General features: G+C 65.5%; 16 protein-coding genes. 4 read left to right on the top strand and 12 right to left on the bottom strand.

The window, feature by feature from the left end; genetic code table 11:
- Positions 1 to 31: 31 nt before the first annotated feature.
- Together hisD and MUU56_RS18605 are read right to left on the bottom strand one after the other, a co-directional pair.
- Entirely contained in the window at positions 32 to 1,345 is a 1,314-nt protein-coding gene (gene hisD / locus MUU56_RS18610) for a histidinol dehydrogenase (RefSeq protein WP_244768772.1), read from the bottom strand.
- A 91-nt stretch (positions 1,346 to 1,436) separates the two neighbouring features.
- Positions 1,437 to 3,239: a thiamine pyrophosphate-binding protein gene (locus MUU56_RS18605; RefSeq protein WP_244768771.1), complete on the bottom strand. Its 1,803-nt coding sequence runs from the start codon at positions 3,237 to 3,239 to the stop codon at positions 1,437 to 1,439.
- Positions 3,240 to 3,615: 376 nt separating this feature from the next.
- On the opposite strand from MUU56_RS18605, the gene MUU56_RS18600 reads away from it, so the two are divergent.
- Positions 3,616 to 4,305 carry a hypothetical protein gene (locus tag MUU56_RS18600; protein ID WP_244768770.1) on the top strand — a complete coding sequence of 230 codons (690 nt, stop codon included), beginning with the start codon at positions 3,616 to 3,618 and terminating at the stop codon, positions 4,303 to 4,305.
- A gap of 10 nt (positions 4,306 to 4,315) precedes the next feature.
- Here the strand turns inward: MUU56_RS18600 and MUU56_RS18595 are convergent, their stop codons facing one another.
- Entirely contained in the window at positions 4,316 to 5,140 is an 825-nt protein-coding gene (locus MUU56_RS18595; protein WP_244768769.1) for a helix-turn-helix domain-containing protein, read from the bottom strand.
- Between the two features lie 171 nt (positions 5,141 to 5,311).
- On the opposite strand from MUU56_RS18595, the gene MUU56_RS18590 reads away from it, so the two are divergent.
- A complete protein-coding gene (locus MUU56_RS18590) occupies positions 5,312 to 6,310 on the top strand; it encodes a Gfo/Idh/MocA family protein (protein ID WP_244768768.1) in 999 nt (332 codons plus the stop codon).
- Positions 6,307 to 7,191, top strand: coding sequence for a sugar phosphate isomerase/epimerase family protein (locus MUU56_RS18585; RefSeq protein ID WP_244768767.1), 885 nt, complete (start codon positions 6,307 to 6,309; stop codon positions 7,189 to 7,191). Before MUU56_RS18590 ends, MUU56_RS18585 begins: the two co-directional genes overlap by 4 nt.
- A 25-nt stretch (positions 7,192 to 7,216) precedes the next feature.
- On the opposite strand, the gene MUU56_RS18580 is transcribed toward MUU56_RS18585, so the two are convergent.
- The 4 genes from MUU56_RS18580 to ugpB form a co-directional block, all read right to left on the bottom strand.
- Positions 7,217 to 8,263, bottom strand: a complete 1,047-nt coding sequence (locus MUU56_RS18580; protein ID WP_244768766.1) for a sn-glycerol-3-phosphate import ATP-binding protein UgpC — start codon at positions 8,261 to 8,263, stop codon at positions 7,217 to 7,219.
- Positions 8,263 to 9,111 carry a sn-glycerol-3-phosphate ABC transporter permease UgpE gene (gene ugpE, locus MUU56_RS18575; protein ID WP_244768765.1) on the bottom strand — a complete coding sequence of 283 codons (849 nt, stop codon included), beginning with the start codon at positions 9,109 to 9,111 and terminating at the stop codon, positions 8,263 to 8,265. Before ugpE ends, MUU56_RS18580 begins: the two co-directional genes overlap by 1 nt.
- Positions 9,112 to 9,120: 9 nt before the next feature.
- A complete protein-coding gene (ugpA, locus tag MUU56_RS18570; RefSeq protein ID WP_244768764.1) occupies positions 9,121 to 10,002 on the bottom strand; it encodes a sn-glycerol-3-phosphate ABC transporter permease UgpA in 882 nt (293 codons plus the stop codon).
- A gap of 84 nt (positions 10,003 to 10,086) precedes the next feature.
- On the bottom strand, positions 10,087 to 11,394 hold the full coding sequence (gene ugpB, locus MUU56_RS18565) for a sn-glycerol-3-phosphate ABC transporter substrate-binding protein UgpB (RefSeq protein ID WP_244768763.1): 1,308 nt from the start codon (positions 11,392 to 11,394) through the stop codon (positions 10,087 to 10,089).
- Positions 11,395 to 11,709: 315 nt separating this feature from the next.
- Here ugpB and MUU56_RS18560 point away from each other — a divergent pair, with 315 nt between their 5' ends.
- Positions 11,710 to 13,008: a GGDEF domain-containing protein gene (locus tag MUU56_RS18560; RefSeq protein ID WP_244768762.1), complete on the top strand. Its 1,299-nt coding sequence runs from the start codon at positions 11,710 to 11,712 to the stop codon at positions 13,006 to 13,008.
- Positions 13,009 to 13,054: 46 nt separating this feature from the next.
- Here the strand turns inward: MUU56_RS18560 and MUU56_RS18555 are convergent, their stop codons facing one another.
- Genes MUU56_RS18555 through MUU56_RS18535 form a run of 5 tightly spaced genes read right to left on the bottom strand, consistent with a single transcriptional unit; the run spans position 13,055 to position 17,625 of the window.
- On the bottom strand, positions 13,055 to 14,032 hold the full coding sequence (locus MUU56_RS18555; protein ID WP_244768761.1) for an FAD:protein FMN transferase: 978 nt from the start codon (positions 14,030 to 14,032) through the stop codon (positions 13,055 to 13,057).
- Complete coding sequence (locus MUU56_RS18550) at positions 14,029 to 14,562, bottom strand: nitrous oxide reductase accessory protein NosL (protein ID WP_244768760.1); 534 nt, start codon at positions 14,560 to 14,562, stop codon at positions 14,029 to 14,031. Before MUU56_RS18550 ends, MUU56_RS18555 begins: the two co-directional genes overlap by 4 nt.
- On the bottom strand, positions 14,559 to 15,374 hold the full coding sequence (locus MUU56_RS18545) for an ABC transporter permease subunit (RefSeq protein WP_244768759.1): 816 nt from the start codon (positions 15,372 to 15,374) through the stop codon (positions 14,559 to 14,561). Before MUU56_RS18545 ends, MUU56_RS18550 begins: the two co-directional genes overlap by 4 nt.
- Positions 15,371 to 16,273: an ABC transporter ATP-binding protein gene (locus MUU56_RS18540; RefSeq protein WP_244768758.1), complete on the bottom strand. Its 903-nt coding sequence runs from the start codon at positions 16,271 to 16,273 to the stop codon at positions 15,371 to 15,373. The genes MUU56_RS18545 and MUU56_RS18540 overlap by 4 nt, the downstream gene beginning before the upstream one ends.
- Positions 16,270 to 17,625, bottom strand: coding sequence for a nitrous oxide reductase family maturation protein NosD (locus tag MUU56_RS18535; RefSeq protein ID WP_398432795.1), 1,356 nt, complete (start codon positions 17,623 to 17,625; stop codon positions 16,270 to 16,272). The genes MUU56_RS18540 and MUU56_RS18535 overlap by 4 nt, the downstream gene beginning before the upstream one ends.
- Positions 17,626 to 17,631: the final 6 nt, after the last annotated feature.

Genomic DNA, 17,631 nt, shown 5'->3' with positions numbered 1-17,631 from the left:
CGCGGCCCCTGACAGGCTCTGTGCGCGGTTGTTAAACGGAATCTGCGGGCATCGCGTAGCCGACGTTCCGGCCGCCGTAGCGGCGGACGCGGATGTTGGCCTGCTCGGCATGGCCGGAAAAACCTTCCATCAGGCAGAGCCGCGAGCTGTAGGCGCCGATCAGGGCGGAAGCCTCGTCGGTCAGGACCTTCTGGTAGGTGCAGGTCTTCAGGAACTTCCCGACCCAGAGGCCGCCGGTGTAGCGGGCGGCCTTGTTGGTCGGCAGGGTATGGTTCGTGCCGATCACCTTGTCGCCGAAGGCGACATTGGTGCGGGCACCGAGGAAAAGCGCGCCGTAGTTCTTCATCTTTTCGAGGAAGTAGTCCGGGTCACGGGTCATGACCTGCACATGTTCGGAGGCGACGCGGTCGCCTTCCGCCACCATTTCATCGACGGTGTCGCACAGGATGATCTCGCCGAAATCTTCCCAGGCCTTGCCGGCAACGGCCGCCGTCGGCAGGATCTGCAGAAGGCGCTCGATCTCCGCCAGCGTGTCGCGCGCCAGCTTTTCCGAATTGGTGATGAGGATCGCGGGCGAATTCACCCCGTGCTCGGCCTGGCCAAGGAGGTCGGTCGCGACCAGTTCGCCGTCGACGCTGTCGTCGGCGATGACAAGCGTTTCCGTCGGGCCGGCGAAAAGGTCGATGCCGACATGGCCGAAGAGCAGGCGCTTGGCTTCCGCCACATAGGCATTGCCGGGGCCGGCGAGCATGTCGACCGGCTCGATCGTCTCGGTGCCATAGGCCATGGCGGCAATGGCCTGCACGCCGCCGAGGCAATAGATCTCGTCCGCGCCGGCAAGCGCCTGCGCCGCCACGATCTTTTCCGCGATCCTGCCCTGGAAAGGCGGGGCGCAGGTGATGATGCGCTCGCAGCCGGCGACGCGCGCCGTCAGCACCGTCATGTGGGCGGAGGCGAGCAGCGGATATTTGCCACCCGGCACGTAACATCCGACATTCTGGATCGGCACGTTCTTGTGGCCGAGCACGACGCCCGCCAGCGTCTCGACCTCGATATCCTTCAATGCCGCCTTCTGCGCTTCGGCGAACCGGCGGATCTGGTCCTGGGCGAAATCCAGGTCTTCCCGCTCCCGCGGCGCAAGCGAATTGACGCAGTGCGCGATCTCTTCCTTCGTCAGGCGGTAGGTTTCCCGGTCGAACCCGTCGAACTGGACCGAGAGCGCGCGAACCGCCTTGTCTCCGCCGTCCCGGACCTTCGCGAGAAGGGCCTCGACCGTCCTGGTGACCGCGCTGTCGGTGCCGCCCTGCTCGATGGAGGCCTTGGCTGTTTTGATGTGGCGTATCATGACAAAGTCTCTTCGTTCACGGCCGCCGTCAGCGCCGCGTTGTCAATCGTCTTGGGAGGACAAGGGAGGCGGATGCCTCCCCGCCGGGATTTTAGAGATGCTGTTCGAGGGCGCGCATGTCCGCGTAGGCGGCCTGCTCCTTCTCGTAGTAGGCCGGCGACGGGAAGTCCCACCAGCCGGTAGCGAACGGGCCGGCGGCATCCCGCGAGACGATGACTTCGACGAGGGCCGGACCGCCGCAGTCGAGCGCCGCCTTCAGGCTGCTTTCAAGCTCCTCGTCCTTCTCGACCTTAAAGGCCTGAAGGCCAAAGGCTCTGGCGGAGGCGGCGATATCCGCCGAATAGGGCGCGCCATTGCCGGCGTGATGGTTGAACTCGGAGGCGATGTGGCGGCCCATGAACTTGCGCTGCCCGCCGCGGATCGACATGTAGCCCTGGTTGTTCAGGACGAGGAACACGACGTTGATGCCGTTCATGACCGCCGTGCCCATTTCCGGCAGCGACATCATGAAGTCCCCGTCGCCGACGATGGCCACGACCTGCCGGTCCGGGCAGGCGAGCTTGGCGCCCATCGCCGCCGGCACCGCCCAGCCCATCGGCGAATAGGAACCGGAGGTGAGGTGCGTGCGCGGCTCGTAGACCGGGAAGCTCTGCTTCACCGAGCCCTGCGTGTTGCCCGAGCCGACGACGACGATGCCGTTGCGGTCCAGGACCTTGCGCAGTGCCACCAGCGGGCGCTGCGAGGTGAAGGGCGTCTCGCGGCTGTTCTCGCGCGGCTCGACCTGGGCGCGCCAGTCGGCCTTGGCCTTCTGCACGTCGGCGAGGAAGGTCTCGCGGCGTGCCTGCATCTTCTGCGCGTCCGCATCGGAGATGAGCGACAGGATCGCCTCCAGCGTCACCTTGGCGTCGGCGACGATGCCGACCTCGGTCTCGTAGTTCTTGCCGATCTCGCGCGGGTCGAGGTCGATATGGATCAGCTTGGCCGAGGGGATCGAGAAGGAGACGCCCTTGGCATAGGACGAGGCCGACCAGTCGGTGAAGCGGCAGCCGACCGAGACGACGACGTCGGCCGAGGCGGTGATCTTGTTGCCGCAGGTCGTGCCTGTCTGGCCGACAGCGCCGATGAACAGCGCGTGATCTTCCGAAATCGCACCCTTGCCGTTCCAGGTGATGGAGACGGCCGCGCCGAGCTTTTCGGCAAGGCGCGTCAGTTCGGCCGAGGCGTTCGCCGTGATGGCGCCGCCGCCGGCGACGATGACCGGGCGTTCGGCGGCAAGAAGCACCTTCAGCGCCGCCTCGACGGCCTTCGGATCCGGATAGGCGACGCCGACCGGCAGGCGCTTGCCGAGCGGATGGATGGTGACATCCGCCGCCTCGACCTGGACGTCCATCGGAACCTCGACATGGACCGGACCCGGACGGCCCGTCATGAGTTCGCTGAAGGCGCGGTGCATGATGCTTGGGAGGACCTGCACCGAATTGGCCTGCCAGGCGCGCTTGGTCACCTGCTCGGTGATGCGCGGAAAGGCGTTGTCCTGCTGGCGCTCCAGCTCCTGCATGGTGCCGTGGCCGTGCATGTAGGTCTGGGGCGAACCGGAGACGTAGAAGAGCGAGGTGGAATCGCAATAGGCGGTCGCAAGGCCGATGATGGTGTTGGCCGCGCCCGGGCCGACCGAGGTGGAGCAGGCCATCGGCTTGCCGGAGGCACGATAATAGCCGTCCGCCATGTGAACCGCGCTCTGCTCGTGCATCACCTGGATGAAGGGGATCTCCGAGCCTTCCTGCAGGAAGGCGTCGAACAGCGACCAGATGCCATGGCCGGGCACGCCCGCCACATATTCGACGCCGTATTCCTTCAACGCTTTTGCGACGACTTGGCCACCTGTCAGTTTCATGTGATCGACCCTCTGAAATATCGTTGTCTCGTGAGCAGGAAGGGGAGCCTTCCGGCGATGGGCTTATTCTTCGGCCGAGCGGAGCGCCGCCGCAAGTTCGCAGCCATCGAAACACTGACGCGAGATGACGCACTCCAAAAGCAGTTCTGCGTCATAGTTTCCAGTCTCGCCCGCTACACCGCCGCTGGCTTGGACAATTTGTAATGGTCCCCATGCGTCCTGATCGGACAGAGCGGATGCCCGCAAAGGGAGCCATCTTTCGCAAAGTGAAGCTGGTATCGCGTCATCACGCGAATAAATTAATTCCGCCGCGCACTTCTATCGCGACACGCGCTATGGCTTTCTCAGGACACGGACAGACAAAAGAGGCATCGCCGTGCAGAACCTGAGCAGAGACCTGGCTTTCGCAGATGACTTCATTTCGGCAAAGCTGGTCGAGAACGTGGTCGACCATGACGTGGCGGACGCCATCGTGGTCAATATCAGCCCCACCCCGATGGTGACGGGCGACGAGCACCCCGCCATCGTGCCGGCATGGAAATCGACCTGGCTGAAGGGTGGCCGCATCCGCTCGGCGGAGCGGGCGGCGCTCATCAAGGTCGTCAACCCGACCAATCTCGGCGGCTGCATGTTCCGCGGCTGGGACTGGCTGGGCAACCGCATCCGCAGCTTTCCGCGCGACACCCCGCTCTATATCTCGGCGCAGGACGAGATCGGCACCGTCACGCTCGATCCGCGCGTCTTTACCAATGAGCGCGCGGCGGCAGAGGCGCCGCAGGTCTTCACGCTGAAGCTCAATCTCTGGTGGTCGCCGGGCGACACGGATTGCTTCATCCACAACGAGCACCCGTTCCTGGAAACGCACACGCAGATCCACGGGCTCGGCCGCATGCAGAAATTCAAGGCCCGCGACGCGGCGACCCTCTACGAGGACGTGGTGATGCCGATCGGCTATTCGCACGATCCCTTTTGCCGGGTGACGGGCGAGAACCAGTGGACCTATCCCTGGCACCGCTACTATGCGGACAGCGACAGCGTCTGGCTCGCCGTCGAACTGCACCCCTGACCGGGCCGTCTCAGCTCATCTGGATCATGTCGGAGCCGTCGCCGAGATACTGCAACGCCTCGCGCGGAATGCTGGGATCGTTGCGGTCCATCACCGTCAGCTCCTTGAGATGCTCGCGGCGCAACAGGCCAGGCCCCCTGTAGTGCAGCGCGACCTTCGTGGAATAGGGCTGGCGGAAGACGGTCGCGGCGATGCCGCTCGAAATGCCGAACATGAAGCGCTTGGCATTGCGCTTGACCTGCGCATAGACGCCGAAGGTCATCTCGTTCGACTGGATGCCCTCGAAATCCGCCGTGAAGAGACGGTCGGCGACGGGGAAGCAGAAGCCGTAATATTTGAAGACATATTCCGTCTTCTTCGGGTCGTCGAAACTCGGGAAGCGCTCGACATAATAGTGCTGGAGGAATTCCCTGTTGCGGTAGATGCAGAAGGCCGACCGCAGCACGAAACCCTTGTAGATCGAAGAGAACTGGTAACGGTCGTAGACCCCTACGATGTCGTTGTGATCGGCATTGTTCTCGACGATCATGTCCGAGACGAAGCGCGAGAATTCCGGCAGCTGCCGGGCGGTCGCCATCGCGTGGAAGAAGTTGCCCTCCACCAGCGTGCGGAACTCCTCCGGCTCGGCAAAGAGCATGGGGACGCTGAGGCCGAAATAGTTCGCGATGATCCTGAGATTGGCAGGCGACGGCACGTGGGCGCCCGACAGGTACTTGTTGAACTGCTGCCGGTTGACGTTGATCTTGCGGCAGACGGCCGCGACCGAACCGTGCTGCTCGCACAGCGTCCTGAGGTTCGCCGCCAAGGCGGCCCCGTCTCGTCCCAGCTGATCCATTTCCACCCCCGCCAGCGCCCTACCTGACGCATTATGACGCTAGTTCTACTTCATATCGCTAAAGACATCAATCGCCTGCGCAATTGTGGCACCGGGGTCGAGCGGTCAAGCTCCGCAGGATGAAAGGGAGGATCCGTGGTGCAGTCCAGTGAAGCGGTCGGATGGTCCGTCATGGGGACCGGAACCATAACAACGGAGCACATGGTTGCGGCGATCCGCTCGGCCGGACAGGAACCCCTGTGGGTCGTCAGCCGCAACCGGCAATATGCGACGCATTTCTCGCAGGACATGCACATCCCCGGCGTCGCCCTCGATGCCCGGCGCGCGCTGCAGGATCCGCGCATCGGCTTCGCCTATGTCAGCGCCGTCCGCGGCCGGCGCAAGCATTACATCCTGGCAGCGGCGGATGAGCGCAAACACGTCCTGTGCGACGGCCCGATCGCCGGCAGCAGCCATCTGGCGGCAAGCCTCGTCGAGACATGCCGGACGGCGGGCATCACCCTGGCGCTCCACCAGCCCTTCCGCACCCTTTCGCCCCACCAGACCATGCGCCGGCTGCTGCTGGAAGGGGAAATCGGCACGCTGCAATCGCTCCTCATCGCGCGCGGCGCCCCCTTTCAGCCACCGCCCAACCGCCATGTCGACGAGGCGGTGGACCGTGGCGATGCGCTCTTCGAAGCCTCCATCGACAGCATCGACCTTGCGCGTTTCCTCACCGGCCAGGAGCCTGTCGCCGCCTCCGCCCTTTCGGCCTCGCCGGCGCAGGGCGAGACCGACCAGCAGTCCTATGCGCTGGGCCTGTCGGGCGGCGCCGTCCTTCAATCCTACGAGAGTTTCACGACAGCGGAGTTCGAGAGCATCGTCATGCTCGCCGGCGACCGCGGCACGCTGACCGCCCATGGAACGCTCAGCGGAAAAGGCACCGGCACGCTGGTCCGGCGGCTGAACGGGCGGAACGAGCTCATCCCGGTGCGCGAGCGCGACCCGCATGTCACGACGATCCAAGCCTTCATGGCCTTGCCCCGCAAGCCGGCGACATGGATGTCGCTCGGCGAGGACAATGTCATCGCGCTGCGCGCCGCGGAAGCCATCCGCGCGGCCCGGAACAAACGGCCCGTTTCCGTCGGGACCGTTGACGCAAAGACGAGCGCAGGAGGCTCGCATCCATGACCCGGACAGAAAACCAGCTCATCTACCATTCCATGGCATCCCGGCCGAACACGCTGGCGATCGACATCGCCATCGCGCGCAGCCTCGGCTTCGACGGCCTCGAAACCTCCGGCCCGAAGATCGCCGCCTTCCTTGAGGCCGGCTTCTCCACATCCGAGCTGAAGGCGCGGCTCGACGGCCTCGTCCTGCCCGGCATCGGCTTCCTGATCGACCTCGAGCGGCAGGGCGACGGCCGCCGGCAGATGCTGCGGGAGGCCGAAGAGCTCTGTGCGCTGGCCTCGGCGGCCGGGGCGAAAGGCATCGAGGCCATCACCGGCCCGCTGGATATCCGGGTCTTCGAGGCAGGCGCCGCGGAGCGGTATCCCGACCTCTACCGCGGCCTCGTCGATCTGCCGACGGACGCCCAGCTGGATCTCACCGCCGTCAATCTCCAGGCCGTCGCGGACATCGCCGCATCGCATGGCCTGCTCGTCTATCTCGAAGCGCTGTCCTGGACGCCGCTCAACACGATGGATGCCCAGTTGCAGGTGATCGACCGCTGCAAGCGGGACAATGTGCGCATCGTCATCGACTTCTGGCATTCCTATACCAGCGGCGACACGCCGGAACGGATCGCCCGGCTCGACAAGGCGCTGATCTACGGCGTGCATCTTTGCGATTCCCTGCCCTATGCCGGCGGCATACCGAACGAACCCGTCCTCCGGGACGTGCCGACCGGCCAGGGCGTGCTCGACCTCCAAAGCTGGGTCGATGCCGTCAAGTCCACCGGTTATACCGGCTGGTGGAGCTGCGAGCTCTTCTGCAGGCGCCAGCACCAGGACGACAGCTTTGCCGTGGCGAGGGACCTCAAGGCCCTCATGGAGCGGCTGATCCTGCGGTGACGCCCTTTTCGGCGTGACGGTAAGCCTATGCGAGCCGCGCACCCTCCTGGTCGAAGAAATGCAGGCCCGATGCCGCAGCGCCGATGGTCATGGTGTCATCCATGGCGATGCGCGAGCGGCCGGCGACGCGGAAGACGATTGGGGTGCCGTCCGGCAGCGTGCCGTGCACGTAGCTCTCCGCGCCGACAAGCTCGACGGCGGCAACCTTGACATCGGCGCGAAAGGCATCGTCGCGCCCCTCCTCCGCCAGGTGCAGGTCCTCCGGCCGGATGCCGAGGGTGGCGACGCCAGCCGGCAGGTGTGTCGCGCCGGAAAGCACCCATCCGGCGCCCGGCGCCGGCGTGGCAAGCAGGTTCATCGACGGTGAACCGATGAAGGTGGCGACAAAGGTCGTCGCCGGCTTCTCGTAGAGTTCGATCGGCGTGCCGACCTGCTCGATATGACCGCCGTTCAGCACGACGAGCCGGTCGGCGAGCGTCATCGCCTCCATCTGGTCATGGGTGACATAGACGCTGGTCGTCGCCAGGGACCGTTGCAGCCGCTTGATCTCGACCCGCATCTGCACCCGCAGCTTGGCATCGAGGTTGGAGAGCGGCTCGTCGAACAGGTAGGCTGCCGGCTCGCGCACGATGGCGCGGCCCATGGCGACGCGCTGGCGCTGGCCGCCGGACAATTGCCGGGGCTTGCGCTCGAGGAACGGCTCGATCTCCAGCGCCTTGGCCGCCTCGGCGATCCGCCGGTCGATTTCCGGCTTGGGCGTGTTGCGGTTCTTCAGGCCGTAGGCGAGGTTCTGGCGCACCGTCATGTGCGGATAGAGCGCGTAGTTCTGGAAGACCATGGCGATGTCGCGCTCGGACGGCTCCAGATCGTTGACGACCCGGTCGCCGATCGAGATCGTCCCGCCGGTAATGCCTTCGAGCCCGGCGATCATGCGCAGCAGCGTCGACTTTCCGCAGCCGGACGGGCCGACCAGCACGATCAGCTCGCCATCCGCGATGTCGAGCGAGACACCCTTGATCGCTTCCACCGTTCCATAGGTCTTGCGGACATCGTTGAGTACAATCCTGGCCATTACTTCTCCGTCTCCACGAGACCTTTGACGAACCATCGCTGCATCAGCACGACGACGAGGATGGGCGGGATGATGGCGAGGATCGCCGTCACCATGACGTAGTTCCACGGCGTGGAGGCATCCGTGAAGTCCACCATGCGACGCAGCCCGATGATGATCGTGTTCATCTTCGCGTCGTTGGTGACGAGAAGCGGCCAGAGGTACTGCGTCCAGCCGTAGATGAAGAGGATCACGAAGAGCGCCGCGATATTGGTGCTGGAGAGCGGCAGCAGGATATCGCGCATGAAGCGGAACGGCCCGGCATTGTCGATGCGCGCCGCCTCGACCAGTTCGCCGGGAATGGTGAGGAAGAACTGCCGGAACAGGAAGGTCGCCGTGGCCGACGCCATCAGCGGCAGCGTCAGCCCGGCATAGGTGTCGATCAGGCCAAGATCGACGATCACCTTGTAGGTCGGCAGGATGCGCACCTCGACCGGCAGCATCAGGGTGACGAAGATCATCCAGAAGAACACCATTCGCAGCGGAAAGCGGAAGAAGACGATGGCGAAGGCGGACAGGAACGAGATGACGATCTTGCCCACCGCGATGGCGATGGCCACGACGAAGGAATTGAGCAGCAGCCGCTCCAGGCTGACGCCGACGACCCGCTCGACGCCGCCGGCCATGGCGTCGGAATAATTCTCGACCAGGTGGCCACCCGGCAACAGCGACATCGGTGGCCGGATGATGGCCTCCGAGGTCATCGTCGAGGCGATGAAGGTGTAGTAGATCGGAAAGGCGACAACGATGATCCCGAGGATCAGCACGAAGTGGCCGATGAGATTGGCGATGGGGCGTTTTTCGATCATGGCCTCTCCTCACCCGTAGTGCACGCGCTTCTCGACGAAGCGGAACTGGAAGGCGGTCAGCGCGATGACGATGATCATCAGGATCACCGATTGCGCGGCGGAGGAGCCAAGGTTGAGGTTGACGAAGCCGTCGTTGTAGACCTTGTAGACCAGCGTCTCGGTCGCCTTGGCGGGACCGCCGCCGGTGACCGCGTGAATGATGCCGAACGTGTCAAAGAAGGCATAGACGGTGTTGACCACCAGGAGGAAGAAGGTGGTGGGCGCAAGAAGCGGGAAGACGATGGTCCAGAAGCGCCGCGCACCCCGCGCGCCGTCGATGGAAGCGGCCTCGATCAGCGATCTCGGGATCGCCTGGAGGCCGGCGACGAAGAACAGGAAATTGTAGCTGATCTGCTTCCAGGCCGCGGCGACCACGATGAGCGCCATGGCCTGGTCGCCGTTGAGAAGCGGATCCCAGCCAAAACCGTTGCGCCGGAGCAAATAGGCAAGCGTGCCCATGGCCGGGTTGAACATGAAGAGCCAGAGCATGCCGGCGACGGCCGGCGCCACCGCATAGGGCCAGATCAGCAGCGTGCGATAGAGCGTCTGGCCGCGCACCACCCTGTCGGCGGCGGTCGCCAGCAGCAGCGCGACGCCCATCGACACCAGCGCCGTCAGGATACTGAAGATCACGGTGACCTGCAGCGAGGAGAGGTAGTTGGGATCGGCAAGCACGGCGGAGAAATTGGCAAGGCCCACAAAGCCGCTCTTCAGGCCGAACGGATCCTCGCGCAGGGTCGACTGGTAGATCGCCTGGCTCGCCGGCCAGAAGAAGAAGACCACGGTGAGGATGATCTGGGGCGCGACCAGGAGATAGGGCAGGATCTTGTTGGGGAAGGCGACAGTGTGCAAGGCAGGCTCCCGAAGCGACAGGTCAAGACGTGCCGTCCGCCGCCCGCATCCCGAAGGAGGCAGGCGGCATGACGCATCCTACGCTCAGTTGCCGATCGCTTCGGCGATGGCCGCATTGCCGCGTTCGACGGCCTTGTCGAGCGCCGTCTTCGCATCCTGCGAACCGGCCAGCATCGCCTCGAACTCCTCGTTCATGATGTCGCGCACCTGCGGCAGGTTGACGAGGCGCACGCCCTTGGAGTTTTCGGTCGGCGCCTTGCCGATCATCTGCAGGATCGGCGTCTCGCGGGCCGGGTTCTTCTCGTAGAAGCCCGATTTCTTGGTTTCCTCATAGGCCGCATTGGTGACCGGCAGGTAGCCGGAGACCTGGTGGAGACGGGCCTGGATCTGCGTTTGCGAGAGGAAATTGAAGAACTGCGCGACGCCCTTGTATTCCTCGTCGCTCTTGCCGCCGAAGACCCAGAGGCTGGCGCCGCCGGGAATGGTGTTCTGCGGGCCGTGGCCTTCATAATAGGGCAGCTGGCCGATGCCGTAGTTCACGCCGGACTTGACGATATCGCCGAGGCCACCGGAGGATTCGGTCAGGATCGCGCATTCGCCCGACATGAAGAGCTGCTTGGCTTCCGAGGTGCGCCCGCCATAGCGGAACGTGCCGTCCTTGGCGAGGTCGGCAATGGCCTGGAAATGCTCCACGAACAGCGGCGCGTTGAACTCGAGCTTCACATCTGTGCTGCCGAGGCCGTTCTCGTTCGTGCCATACGCGATATTGTTCCAGGCGGCGAAGTTCTCGGTCTGGATCCAGGTCAGCCAGGTGGAGGTGAGGCCGCATTTCGAGGCGTCACTCGCCTTGATCTTCTTTGCGGCCTCGAAGACTTCCGGCCAGGTCTTCGGCGGGTTCTCCGCGTCGAGCCCCGCCTTCGTGAAGGCGTCCTTGTTGTAGTAGAGGATCGGCGAGGACGAATTGTAGGGGAAGGACAGCATGGTGCCGTCCGGCTTGGAATAATACGCGACGATGCCGGCAAGATATTGCGACTTGTCGAACGTGTAGCCGCCCTTCTGCAAGACGTCGGCGGCCGGCACGATGGCGCCCTCGGCCCCCATCATCACGCCGCTGCCCGCGTCGAACACCTGGATGATCGCGGGCGGCTGCTTGGAGCGGTAGGCCGCGATGCCGGCATTCAGTGTTTCGGGATAGGTTCCCTTGAACACCGGAACGACCTTGTACTCGCTCTGGCTTTCGTTGAATTCCTTCGCCAGCTGGTCGACGACCTCGTTGTTGGCGCCGGTCATGGCATGCCACCATTGCAGTTCGGTGGCGGCAAGGGCACTCGATCCAAACAGGAGTGAAAGGGTGATGGCCGCTGTCGAGGCAGCGATGAGACGATTGGACATGGTTCCTCCCTGATGTTCCAGCCGCTGGAACGACCCGTTCCGAAGGGAGATCCTCCTCGATCCCGCCTCGGCTCGCTTCGTCGCGAAGCAGGCTGCATTCAAAACGAAGATAAACGAACCTGCAAACGAAATTATAGGTCGCTGACGCGAATTTCCAATGGGCAAATTATGCCAAACGACGGCGCCCTGGCGATAGGGTGAGGATCGTCCGGGGGAAGCCTCCCGCCGCTTAAGCCTTTTCTTACGTTAGGTGATTATCCTCGGGCGCGGAGGGTCTCCGTGGCCTGGCACAGACGACGATGGGTAGCGGATCGCATGAGCAGTACAGCGTCGCAGCGAACCAAGACGAACGATGTTCCCCACGGCAGGTCCCGTGAGGAAGTCGATTTCTGGATGGGGTGCGTCGGTGCACCGATGGTGCTTGTCGAAAAGGGTACCCTGCATGTGCGCCGGGCAAATGCCAATGCCGCGGTCCTGTTCGGGCTGGGGCTGGATGCCTTCGAAGACCTGCCGATGGAGGATCTCGTCGGCCGCGAGGCGAGCATTCTCCTCTCGCAGATATGGAGTGTCGCACCGATCGGCGTGCCCGGCGAACCGTTCCTGATCCGGGCCATGGTACAGGGACAGGAACGCGTGTTGATGGTGCAGGTCACCAAGCTTGCGATCGAGGGCGAGCTCGTGCGCCTGTTCACCTTCACCGATGCGCCGCCGCAAGGCTCCGTCTCCCTCGCCGGCTGGCAGGAGAATGTCGTCTCGCTTCTGGACTGGCTGCCCTTCGGCTTCGAGATCGCCAGCACGGACGACCAGATCCAGTTCGCCAATGCGACGTTCAAGGCGCTCTTCGGCTATACGCAGGACGAGATCGAGAGCATCGAGGACTGGTGGCGCCTGGCCTATCCCGACCCGCAATATCGCGAGTTTGCCCGATCGCACTGGCATTCGTCGATCGAAGCGGCCCGCCGCGAGAACCGCGAGATGACACCGTTCGACCTCAATGTCATGACGGCGAGCGGAACGGAGCGGCGCATCCAGTTCCGCCACAGGACGATCGGCAACTTCAACGTCAATCTCTACATCGACGTCACGAAGGAGCGCGCCTATGCCGAACAGCTCAAGGCCCTTGCCGACACCGACCCGCTGACCGGCATCCTGAACCGCCGGCGCTTCTTCGAGGAGGCGGAAGAGATATTCTCGAGGGCGGGCAGCGGCCGCTCCATGGGCGTGCTCATGCTGGACATCGATCATTTCAAATCGATCAACGACACGCACGGCCATCGCGCGGGCGACCTCGTCCTCATGGAATTCGTCCGCCGCTGCCAGGAGGTCGCGCGCCCGGACGATCGTTTCGCACGGCTTGGCGGTGAGGAATTTGCCCTGTTGCTGACCGCCGGGGAGCCGGCCGCGGCCGGAACACTGGCCGAGCGCATCCGCACGGCGATCCATGCCTCGCCCTTCGACATCGAGGGCACCGCGATCCCGCTCAGCGTCAGCATCGGCGCCACGCTCGCCGATCCGTCGAAAGAACCGTTCGGCTCGGCGATCCTGCGGGCCGACAATGCGCTCTACGAAGCCAAGCGGACGGGCCGCAACCGCGTCGTGACGATCAACGCATAATCACGGCAGCGCCCGCGTCCCTGTTGCCGGCGCCCGTTCCGGAGCGTCAGGCGATGTGCCGATACCCTCCGCCCGGCTCGCGCAAATGCACCTCGATGCCCGGTAGCGTGCGCAGCGCGGCCGCAATCCCCTCGCCATCCATGAAGCTGAAGGCGGTGGAGAGAGCGTCGGCGGCCGCGGCGGTCGGCGCGACGACGCTGACGCTGTCGTGGCGGCCTGCCGAAACGCCGGTCCGGGGATCGAGCAGGTGGCTCGGCGAGCCCGGCCCGCCAAAGCGGAAACCATTCGTCCCGGAAGTGGCGATCGCGCGGTCGACGAGGTCGACGCGCGCATCCGTTCCGGCGATGCCGGCGCGCCACGGCGTTCCATCCTCGCGCGGCCCGAGAGCGCGGATTTCACCGAGGTCGGCGAGCGTGTGCACCACGCCGCCGGCGCGTAGGATCTCCACGGCCCGATCCGTGATGTAGCCCTGCGCAATGCCGTTCAGCGTCAGCGCCATGCCCGCTCTGCGAAAGGCGATACGGTTTCGGTCGAAGGCGACGTGCCCGAAGCCCACGCGGCGCAACGTTTCCTTGATGCTGTCGCTCGGAGGGCCGGCAGGATCTGCATCAGGAGCGGAGAAATGCCGGGCATGGAGCAGCCACAAGGGCTGGACGGTCGGATCGAACAGGCCGTCGCTCTGCTGCCAGACGGCATGGCTCTGCTCCAGCAGGTCCACCAGTTCGGCCGGTGGATTGGCGAGCGCGCCCCGGGCATTGAGTGTGGCGAGCGCGGAATCCGGCAGGTAGAGGCTGAAAATGCGCTCGAGGCGATCGATCTCGGCGACGACGCGCCGGATCAGCCGCGCGGCCTGCGCCCGGTCGGGATGGTGGAGAATCATTTCCGCCGGCGCGCCGAGGGCGCGGCCGCGCCAGCGGACGGCCCTGGACCCGGCGCCTGCGCCGTGCGGGCAAAGCGCCGTGCCGGCGGCAGCGGCCGAAAGCGTGATGAAACGACGACGGGTCGGCCCTGCGCCCATGGTCATTGCCCTTCCTCCTGGCGCTGCGGCGCCGCTCCGTCGGCCGTCTGGCCGTCGCCCAGCACATAGCCGGGCGGAATATCCGAGAAGCCGACCACCTCGCCGCCATGCTTTCCGGCGAAATCGCGCGCGTCCGTCTCCCTGGAGAAGGGAATGGTCTCGGCGACGCCCATGCCGCCGCGCTGTGCGCTGCCGATCACGTAGAAGGCGGTGCGGGCATCGATCCAGTTTTCGGCGCCGGGCTGCGCCCAGCTCGCAGCAGTGCCCATGTCCGAGACGTAGATGGCGGCGATGGCCTTGGGCTCGTCCGGCAGAAGGGTGAAGGCGACAGCATCGCGCGCCGAGGAAAACCAGATCGGCTCGGGAATCTGCGACAGGATGATCTGGCCCTTGGGGCCTTCGTGCTCCAGCACGTTCATGCCGCAATAGCGGCCGATGGCCTCCTCCGTCAGGGCAAAGGGTTGTGGCACCTCGGCCGGCTGCTCCGAGCAGCCGGCGACGAGGACGAGAACGAGGGTGGCGAGCATGCGTTTCATGCCTCTCTCCTTGAAAAGACCAGCATGGCGGCGGCAAGCGGCAGCGCCGCCCACAGCGCGAGCGCGGCGACAAGCGCGGGCGCACTGAGCGAGGCTGCCCCGGCCATGCCGGAAATCGCCCCCGCCTCGCCGCCGAGATTGAGCAAGCGATAGGCATCGGTCGGGTTGAGCAGAAGGAGGGCATTGAGCAGCCCGCCCGTGACCGTGCGCCCCTGGTCGGCGACCAGGAGGCCGAGCAGCGCCATGTCGTAGACCAGCACGAAGACCAGCCACACACCGACGGCAATGCCGCCCGCCGTGCCGCGCTCGCCGGCAAGCGTGCTGACGAGATAGCCGATGGCGATGAAGACCGCGCCGAGCAGCACCGAGGAGCCGATCAGGAGGGCGAAGGCCGGCCAGCCGGCGGCCAGCCCGGCGCCGTCGCCAAGCCCGAGCGCGAGCGCCGCCGCGCCGTAGCCGATCAGCGTGGCGAAGGCGAGGATCGCCAGATGCCCGATGAACTGGCCGGCAATCACCTGGAAACGCGCCAGCGGATAGCTGAGCAGCAAGAGGAGCGTGCCCCGCTCCGCCTCGCCGACGATGGCGTCATGCGAGATGAGGAGGGCGATGAGCGGCACGAGGAACACCGACAGGCTCGACAGGCTGACGACGATCACGTCGAGCGCACTCGCCCCGACATTGCCGGTGGGCGCGCTGCCGAGGAAGGTGAGGGTGAGCGCGAGCGTCGCCAGAAGCAGCGTGGTCGCGAGGACCCAGCGGTTGCGCAGGCCCTCCTGGATTTCCTTGCGCGCGATGACGAGGATGGTCCTCATTGGCCGGCCTCCCGCTGCCTGTCCTGAAAATGGGCATAGAGCTCGTCGAGCGTCGGCGGCGTCACGTCGAGATCGGCGATGCGGGCGCCGACGGCGGCGCGCAGCAGCGCCAGCTTGTCCTCCGGCGCGGCGTCGATCTCCAGCATATGGCCGTTGACCGGGCGCCAGTCCGCGTCCCCTTCGAGCCGCCGTTCCTCGCCTTCTGCAAGGCGCACGCGGATGCGCGTCGGCAGCCGCGCGATGCCGCGCAGCTCGTCCAGCGTGCCATCGGCGATCTTGACGCCCTGCCCCATGATGACGATGTGGTCGGCCCGCCCCTCCAGCTCGCTGAGCGCATGGGAGGACAGCAGGATCGTCGCGCCTCCTGCGCGCAGTTCATCGAGGAAACCGTAGAAATCGCGGCGGAGCGCCGGGTCGAGGCCGGTCGTCGGCTCGTCGAGCAGCAGGACCTGCGGCGCGCCGAGCAGCGCCTGCGCCAGCCCGAGCCGCTGTCGCATGCCCTTGGAATAGGTGCGCACGCGCCGGTCTGCAGCCTGCGACAGGCCGACGCGTTCGAGCAGTTCGGCGACCTGGCCGTGCGGCGCGCGCTTCAGCGCGGCGTAGAAGGCCAGCGTCTCGCGGCCGGTCAGGGCCGGATTGAAGGACACGCTTTCCGGCAGGTAGCCGAGGCGCGCGCGCACGGCGGGATCGGCCGCCGGATCGCCGCCGAGCACGCGGACGGTGCCGGCGGTCGGGCGGATGAGGCCGAGCATCAGCTTGATCAGCGTCGTCTTGCCCGCGCCGTTGTGGCCGACCAGCGCGACGATCTCGCCTTCGGCTAGCGAGAAGGAAACGTCGCGCACGGCCTTGAAGGCGCCGAAAGCCTTGGAAACGGCCTGGATGTCGATGCGATGGGTCATGGCATTCCCATTCCTTCGTCCGGCGGGGCCATCAGCGGGCGGCTGTCGACCACGCCACCGGGCAGGAGCGCCGGAAATTGGCTCTGCGCCCAGCGGATGACCTGCACGGCCGGACTGTTGGTGAGGATTTTCGCCTGCGGTGCGGTCCACAGCACCCGGTCGACGAGATCGTTCGGCCTGTAGGGCGTGTCGGCGATGCCGTCGCCGTCGAGGTCGAAGGCGGGGTTGTCGCTCCAGTAGTTGCCGCGCCCTTCCGCCGACCAGTCGAGGTAGCGCGTGCCGACATACTTGACCTGGTTGCGGTTGCGGATGAAGGCGTTGCCGCTCATGCGATTGCCCTCCGAGCCCGCGGTGAAATGGATGCCGATCGCACAGTTCTCGAAGCGGTTGCCGGAAAAGCGGTTGCGGTTGGCATTGTAGATGAAGACGCATTTTTCCGGGCCGAGGCGCCGGTCCGCGACGTCGTGGCCGGCATCGCTTTCCATGGCCACGCCGTGCGTGTCGCTCTGCCGGCCGGCATTGGTCCAGCGGGAAACCGGCTGCATCCGTCCCTTCACCCAGTTGCCGGATACCGTCGAGCCCTTCGCGGTGTTGAGCAGCAGGCCGTGGTCGCGGTCGCCATCGGAGACATTGCCGGTGATCGTCAGCCGGTCGGAATACATGATGGCATAGCCGACGGAATTGCCGGTCGAGACGTTGTCGCTGATCTCGCTTTCGTTGGTGTACATGTAGTGGACGGCGAAACGCAGGTCGCGCATGCGGTTGCCGGAGAAGACGTTGCGGCGGCTGGCATTGGTGAAGATGCCGTCGCGGCCGAAGCGGATGTCGTTGCCGATCACCTTCGCCCCCGGCGCGTTCCACAGATGCACGCCGTTGCCGGCCTCCGCCGAGCGCCCCTCGCGCATGCCCTCGATCCGGTTGCCGCGCACTAGCGCGTCCCTGGCGCCCCTGATGTAGACGCCGTAGAGATTGCCGAGGATCGCATTGTCCTCGACGATCGCACCGGCCGCGGCCTTGTCGAGGAAGACGCCGGAATCGAGCGAGCCGATATCCGCGCCGGACCCGTGGATTTCAAGCCCGCGCACCACCGCGCCGGGTGCGGCGACGGTGACGACGCTGCCGGTGCCCGTGCCCGACAGCACCGCCCCGCCCTCGCCTTCCAGCGTCAATGCCGTGGCGATGCGCAGCGGGCCACGATGCACGCCCGCCCGCAGCCGGATCACATCCCCCGGCCGGGCCGCATCAAGGATCGCCTGCAGGTTTTCCGCGCCGGCGGGAACGGAAACCGTCTCCGCCCGCGCAAAGACGGGTGCGAAGGCGGCCACGAGGGCCGCCACCGCAATCATCGTCATGGCGGG

This window comes from Shinella yambaruensis, from assembly GCF_022899355.1.
GTDB lineage: Bacteria > Pseudomonadota > Alphaproteobacteria > Rhizobiales > Rhizobiaceae > Shinella > Shinella yambaruensis.
This window is presented reverse-complemented; position numbering and strand designations above follow the sequence as displayed.

Excerpts from the sequence above, each read along its gene's own strand:
- MUU56_RS18550 (WP_244768760.1), bottom strand. The coding sequence starts at position 14,562 with ATGAAACGCATGCTCGCCACCCTCGTTCTCGTCCTCGTCGCCGGCTGC.
- MUU56_RS18555 (WP_244768761.1), bottom strand. The coding sequence starts at position 14,032 with ATGACCATGGGCGCAGGGCCGACCCGTCGTCGTTTCATCACGCTTTCG.
- MUU56_RS18560 (WP_244768762.1), top strand. The coding sequence starts at position 11,710 with ATGAGCAGTACAGCGTCGCAGCGAACCAAGACGAACGATGTTCCCCAC.
- ugpE (WP_244768765.1), bottom strand. The coding sequence starts at position 9,111 with ATGATCGAAAAACGCCCCATCGCCAATCTCATCGGCCACTTCGTGCTG.
- ugpB (WP_244768763.1), bottom strand. The coding sequence starts at position 11,394 with ATGTCCAATCGTCTCATCGCTGCCTCGACAGCGGCCATCACCCTTTCA.
- MUU56_RS18585 (WP_244768767.1), top strand. The coding sequence starts at position 6,307 with ATGACCCGGACAGAAAACCAGCTCATCTACCATTCCATGGCATCCCGG.
- MUU56_RS18535 (WP_398432795.1), bottom strand. The coding sequence starts at position 17,625 with ATGACGATGATTGCGGTGGCGGCCCTCGTGGCCGCCTTCGCACCCGTC.
- hisD (WP_244768772.1), bottom strand. The coding sequence starts at position 1,345 with ATGATACGCCACATCAAAACAGCCAAGGCCTCCATCGAGCAGGGCGGC.
- MUU56_RS18590 (WP_244768768.1), top strand. The coding sequence starts at position 5,312 with ATGGGGACCGGAACCATAACAACGGAGCACATGGTTGCGGCGATCCGC.
- MUU56_RS18540 (WP_244768758.1), bottom strand. The coding sequence starts at position 16,273 with ATGACCCATCGCATCGACATCCAGGCCGTTTCCAAGGCTTTCGGCGCC.
- MUU56_RS18595 (WP_244768769.1), bottom strand. The coding sequence starts at position 5,140 with ATGGATCAGCTGGGACGAGACGGGGCCGCCTTGGCGGCGAACCTCAGG.
- MUU56_RS18580 (WP_244768766.1), bottom strand. The coding sequence starts at position 8,263 with ATGGCCAGGATTGTACTCAACGATGTCCGCAAGACCTATGGAACGGTG.
- MUU56_RS18605 (WP_244768771.1), bottom strand. The coding sequence starts at position 3,239 with ATGAAACTGACAGGTGGCCAAGTCGTCGCAAAAGCGTTGAAGGAATAC.
- MUU56_RS18545 (WP_244768759.1), bottom strand. The coding sequence starts at position 15,374 with ATGAGGACCATCCTCGTCATCGCGCGCAAGGAAATCCAGGAGGGCCTG.